The sequence below is a fragment of the Microcella sp. genome (genome assembly GCF_030645145.1).
GTDB lineage: Bacteria > Actinomycetota > Actinomycetes > Actinomycetales > Microbacteriaceae > Microcella.
Genome location: NZ_JAUSMI010000115.1, coordinates 1 through 4,917, shown reverse-complemented (window position 1 = coordinate 4,917; position 4,917 = coordinate 1). Strand labels below are relative to the sequence as shown.

Genomic DNA, 4,917 nt, shown 5'->3' with positions numbered 1-4,917 from the left:
CTCCGCTGCGGGAGCGGGAGCTGGCGCGGCCGCGGGAGCGGGGCCGCCGGGGAGGACGGGTCGCTCGGCGATCGGCATGCTCGTGACGGAGGAGACGGTCTCCGTCGCGGGAGCCGCGGCCGGAGCGGGTGCGCTCGCGGTGCCGGGGATGAGCAGCGTCTGGCCCGGGTAGATGATGCTCGACCAGCCGAGGCCGTTGGCGTCGAGGATCGACTTCGTCGAGACGCCGAAGCGCGCGGCGATCGCCGAGACCGTGTCTCCGCTGCGGACCTGGTACGCCCCGCCGGGGGAGACGGGGGCCGAGGAGGTGGCGCCCTTCGTCGGAGCGCTCGTGAGCTTGAGCACCTGGCCGGGGAAGATGACCGACTTCCAGCTGAGGCCGTTGAGGGCGAGGACCCCCGCGGTCGACAGGCCGAAGCGGGCCGCGATCGCGGAGACGGTGTCGCCGGCCTCGACCGTGTAGAGCGCGGGCGCGGCGCTCGTCGTGAGCGCGACGGTGCTCATGGCGCCCGGCGTGATGGCGGCGCCCACGTGGGCGAGCGCGGCGCGGAGCGTCGAGGGCCCGGTGGCTTGCTGGGGCTTGGGGCTGAGCGGCTTGCGCGGCGCGGCGTGGGCCGAGTCGACGGGTCCGGTCAGGCCGAGGCCGAGGGTGAGAGCGCCGGTGAGGACGAGCGGCATGGTCGAGAGCGCTGCGCTGCGTGCGCGGGCGGCCGCCCGGGTGAGAGCGGGGTCGGCGGTCGGAGCAGCCGGAGCGGAGGGGGCGGAGATGCGCGGGGCGAGTCCGCCGAACACCGCGCGAGCTCGAGCCCTCGCGTCCTCCTGATCACGGGCGATCGTGTCGTCGTCGGTCGTCGACGTCGCTCCGGTGCGGTCGAGCTCGATCATCTGTCGTCCCCTCGCAGTGCGGTGCGGCCGACAGCGGCCGCGCGCGGATCCCCGTCCGCTGTTACACATTAACACTGGTGTCAACCACTGTGGCGGATGTTGCTGCAGTTAACACGCCGGAAACATAACCTGAGAACGGCGCGCGGACCTGGTTCATGGCACGCTGGAGTCGTGACCGCAGACTCCAGCCGCTGGCTGACCGTCCCCGACCTCGTCGAACTGCTGGGCGTCTCGCCCGGGCGCATCCATCGCCTCCTGGAGGACCACTCCCTCCTCGCCGTGCGCCGCGACAAGGTGCTCATGGTGCCGGAGGAGTTCCTGCGGGACGGCGAGCCGCTCCACGAGCTCCGCGGAACGCTCATCCTCCTGGCGGACAACGGCTTCAGCGACGACGAGGCGATGGAGTGGATGCTCTCGCCCGACGAGATGCTCGGAGCCTCGCCTATCGACGCGCTGCGTCAGGGGCGCAAGGCCGAGGTCAGGCGCGTCGCGCAGGCGATGGCGTTCTGACTGACGGAGGGCGCCGACCGCTGATCAGTGGGCGCGTCGAGTCACGAGATCGGCGAGGCCGACGAGCTCGGAGCGCGCCGCTCGGCTGAGCGGGGCATCCTCGATCGCGGCCGTCGCCTCGCGGACGGAGCGCGCGATCATCGTCTCGACCGTCTCGACGGCGCCGCTGTCGCGGATGGTCGCCTGCAGCGTCGCGATCTGATGCTCGGAGAGATCGGGGTCGCCGAGGAGCTCGTCGATGAGTCGCACCGCCGACCCGGGGAGCGCCCGTCGGGCGAGCGCGATGAGCACCGTGCGCTTGCCCTCGCGGAGATCGTCGCCCGCCGGCTTGCCGGTGATCTCGGGGTCGCCGAAGACCCCGAGAAGGTCGTCGCGCAGCTGGAAGGCGACGCCGAGCGGGAGGCCGAAAGCGCGGAGGGCGTCGACCTGCTCGGGCGTGCCGCCGGCCATGAGCCCGCCGAGAGCGAGGGGCGCCTCGATCGAGTACTTCGCCGACTTGTAGGTCACGACGCGGTGGGCGCGGGGGAGGAGGTCCTCCTCCGGGGCGTCGCGCCAGGCGACCTCCTCGAGGATGTCGAGGTACTGGCCCATCGTCACCTCGGTGCGCATGACGTGGAACTCGCGCCGGGCGCGACGGGCGGCCGAGCGGTCGGCGACGATCGAGAGACCCTCGGCGAGGAGCTCGTCGCTCCAGCCGAGGAGGAGGTCGCCGAGCATGAGCGCCGAGGACGTGCCGTACGAGGCGGCCGAGCCGACCCACTCGCGACGGGCGTGGTCGGCCTCGAATCGGCGGTGCATCGAGGGCATGCCGCGTCGCGTGTCGGAGTTGTCCATGATGTCGTCGTGGACGAGCGCTGCGGCGTGGAAGATCTCGAGGGCCGCGGCGAGGGCGATGACGGCGTCGAGCTCGGCGTGGTCGTCCATCTCCGCGAGCGGGTCGTCGGGGCGGACCGTGCCCGCGACCGCGTGCCAGCCCCAATACGCGAAGAGCGCGCGGAAGCGCTTGCCCCCGCGCAGGAGGTCGCGGGACGCCTCGATGAAGACGTCGAGCTCGTCGGCGATCGTCGCGAGGTGGGTCGAGCGATCGACCAGGAACGCGTCGAGCCGGGCGTTGACCAGGTCGACTAACCGCAATCTCTCAGGCACTCGCCTAGCCTATCCAGCGGCGCGAGCCTAGAATGGGCAGACGGTGGGAGCCGCCCAACCCGTATTCGCACCAAGGGGTCCACACATGCCGCTGTCGGAGCAGGAGCAGCGCCTCCTCGAAGAGATGGAGCGCAGTCTCTATCAGAACGACGCCGACTTCGTGGCGACCGTCTCGGGTCGCCGCGGTCGACCGAACTACACCCAGATCGTCCTGGGCTCGCTTCTCGCGATCGCGGGCGTCGCGACTCTCGTCGCCGGCGTGATCGTCCAGCTCCCCATCGTGGGCGTCATCGGCTTCGCCCTCATGCTCGGCGGCGTGCTCCTCGTCCTCACGCCCGGCAAGGCCGCGGCGGGCGAAGAGCGCCCGGGCTCCGCCCCGCGCCCCGCTGCTCCGCAGCGCCAGCGCTCCTCCTTCATGGACACGATCAACGAGCGCTGGGAGCGCCGCCAGGACGGCGACCAGGGCCGCTAGCCCACCAGACGCGCAGCTCTTCCGGGGGGTCGATCGAGAGATCGGCCCCCTTTTTCGTGCGCTCACACTCCCGGACGCGCTTCTGAGAGCCACGTCCCTCCACTGCGCTCCCCACGCTCCACCGTCCTCCACCCTCGGGCGGCGGGGGCTCGGCTGCGAGCGCGGATCCGCGTCATACCGGGCATCCGGTCTTCTCGCGCTCCCGGCACGACCACGTGGTCGACGGCCGCGTCGCGTCGGCCGGCCACGGGCGCTCCACCGTCCTCCCCGCTCGCCTCCCCCGAGATTCCGGGGGAGAAGTGCCCCCAATTCGGGCTACAGTGGCGCAGGTTGATAGCAAAGTGGAGCATTGTGGAGTAAAGTGGAGCTCACCTAGAACTTCCGGCCGGAGAAGAAGGGGGAGCGGACGATGTTCCTCGGCACGCACACCCCCAAGCTCGACGAGAAGGGGCGCATCATCCTTCCGGCGAAGTTCCGGGACGAGCTCGCCAACGGCCTCGTGCTCGCTCGCGGTCAGGAGCGCTGCATCTACGTCTTCAGCGCGGAGGGCTTCGCGACGCAGGTCGAGAAGATCCGCCAGGCGCCCCTCACGAGCAAGCTCGCCCGCGACTACGTGCGCATCTTCCTGTCGGGCGCGAGCGACGAGCGCCCCGACAAGCAGCACCGCGTGACGATCCCCCCGGCGCTGCGCGACTACGCGGGCCTCGACCGCGACCTCACCGTCATCGGCGCCGGCGACCGCGCCGAGATCTGGTCGACCGAGGCCTGGAACGCGTACTACGCCGAGAAGGAAGAAGCGTTCTCCAACACCGAGGAGGAGGTGATCCCGGGCCTCTTCTGATCGCGAGGATCGGACTCCCAGCCGTCATCGCCCTGACATCACTTCCCCGGTGCCAGGTCGACGGATGGGGATCCGGGCCCCGCGCTCATCCACCGGAACCGCATGGCAGAGAACCGACACACCCCCGTCCTCCTCGAGCGCACGCTCGAGCTCCTCGGCCCCGCGCTCTCGCGCGAGGGCGCCGTCATGGTCGACGCGACGCTCGGCCTCGGCGGCCACACCGAGGCAGCGCTCGAGCGCTTCCCCGGCCTCACGGTCGTCGGCCTCGATCGCGACACGGATGCCCTCGCCGCCTCGATCGCGCGCCTCGCCCCGTTCGGCGACCGCTTCCGCCCCGTGCACACGGTCTACGACGGCATCGAGCAGGCGCTCGACTCGCTCGGGATCGACGAGGTCGATGCCGTGCTCTTCGACCTCGGCGTCTCGTCGATGCAGCTCGACGAGGCCGAGCGAGGCTTCGCCTACGCGCAGGATGCCCCCCTCGACATGCGCATGGACCGCACGACCGGCATGACCGCCGCCGAGGTCCTCGCGAGCTACCCGGAGGACGAGCTGCGGCGCATCTTCTACGCGTACGGCGAGGAGAAGCTCGCGCCGCGCTACGCCCGCCGGATCGTCGAGGCCCGCGCCTCTCGCCCGATCGAGCGCAGCACGGATCTCAACCAGATCATCTTCGACGCGACGCCGCGCTCCGCGCAGCGCACCGGGCACCCGGCCAAGCGCGTGTACCAGGCGCTCCGCATCGAGGTGAACGCCGAGCTCGCCGCTCTCGAGGCCGCCCTCCCCGCCGCGCTCGACGTGCTCGCGGTCGGCGGCCGCATCGTCGTCCTCGCCTACCAGTCGCTCGAGGACCGCATCGTCAAGCGCGAGCTCGCCTCGCGCGTGCGGTCGACCGCCCCCGCCGGCCTGCCGATGGAGCTGCCCGAGCACGCCCCTCGTTTCCGTCTCCTCGTCCGGGGCGCCGAGCTCGCCACCGAGCAGGAGCGCGCCGAGAACCCCCGCGCCATCCCCGTCCGCCTCCGCGCGGCCGAGCGACTCGCGGCCGCCGCATGAGCGCCGTCCT

General features: G+C 71.7%; 6 protein-coding genes. 4 read left to right on the top strand and 2 right to left on the bottom strand.

The features are described 5' to 3' along the window. Positions 1–885, bottom strand: an 885-nt coding sequence (locus tag Q7T15_RS07970) for a LysM peptidoglycan-binding domain-containing protein (RefSeq protein ID WP_304695053.1), incomplete at its 3' end; no start/stop codon positions are given. Between the two features lie 171 nt (positions 886–1,056). On the opposite strand from Q7T15_RS07970, the gene Q7T15_RS07965 reads away from it, so the two are divergent. Further along, positions 1,057–1,395, top strand: coding sequence for an Rv2175c family DNA-binding protein (locus tag Q7T15_RS07965; protein WP_304695051.1), 339 nt, complete (start codon positions 1,057–1,059; stop codon positions 1,393–1,395). A 24-nt stretch (positions 1,396–1,419) separates the two neighbouring features. Here the strand turns inward: Q7T15_RS07965 and Q7T15_RS07960 are convergent, their stop codons facing one another. Beyond that, positions 1,420–2,541 (bottom strand): polyprenyl synthetase family protein, encoded by a 1,122-nt coding sequence (locus tag Q7T15_RS07960; protein ID WP_304695049.1) that lies wholly within the window; start codon positions 2,539–2,541, stop codon positions 1,420–1,422. An 85-nt stretch (positions 2,542–2,626) separates the two neighbouring features. On the opposite strand from Q7T15_RS07960, the gene Q7T15_RS07955 reads away from it, so the two are divergent. From Q7T15_RS07955 to rsmH, 3 genes are all read left to right on the top strand, one after another. Next, complete coding sequence (locus Q7T15_RS07955) at positions 2,627–3,013, top strand: DUF3040 domain-containing protein (protein ID WP_304695047.1); 387 nt, start codon at positions 2,627–2,629, stop codon at positions 3,011–3,013. A gap of 409 nt (positions 3,014–3,422) precedes the next feature. Beyond that, positions 3,423–3,854 (top strand): division/cell wall cluster transcriptional repressor MraZ, encoded by a 432-nt coding sequence (mraZ, locus tag Q7T15_RS07950; RefSeq protein WP_304695045.1) that lies wholly within the window; start codon positions 3,423–3,425, stop codon positions 3,852–3,854. Between the two features lie 102 nt (positions 3,855–3,956). Next, on the top strand, positions 3,957–4,907 hold the full coding sequence (gene rsmH, locus Q7T15_RS07945) for a 16S rRNA (cytosine(1402)-N(4))-methyltransferase RsmH (RefSeq protein ID WP_304695043.1): 951 nt from the start codon (positions 3,957–3,959) through the stop codon (positions 4,905–4,907). Positions 4,908–4,917 lie beyond the last annotated feature (10 nt).

Coding starts and splice junctions, on each gene's coding strand:
- Q7T15_RS07955 (WP_304695047.1), top strand. CDS start 2,627: ATGCCGCTGTCGGAGCAGGAGCAGCGCCTCCTCGAAGAGATGGAGCGC.
- mraZ (WP_304695045.1), top strand. CDS start 3,423: ATGTTCCTCGGCACGCACACCCCCAAGCTCGACGAGAAGGGGCGCATC.
- rsmH (WP_304695043.1), top strand. CDS start 3,957: ATGGCAGAGAACCGACACACCCCCGTCCTCCTCGAGCGCACGCTCGAG.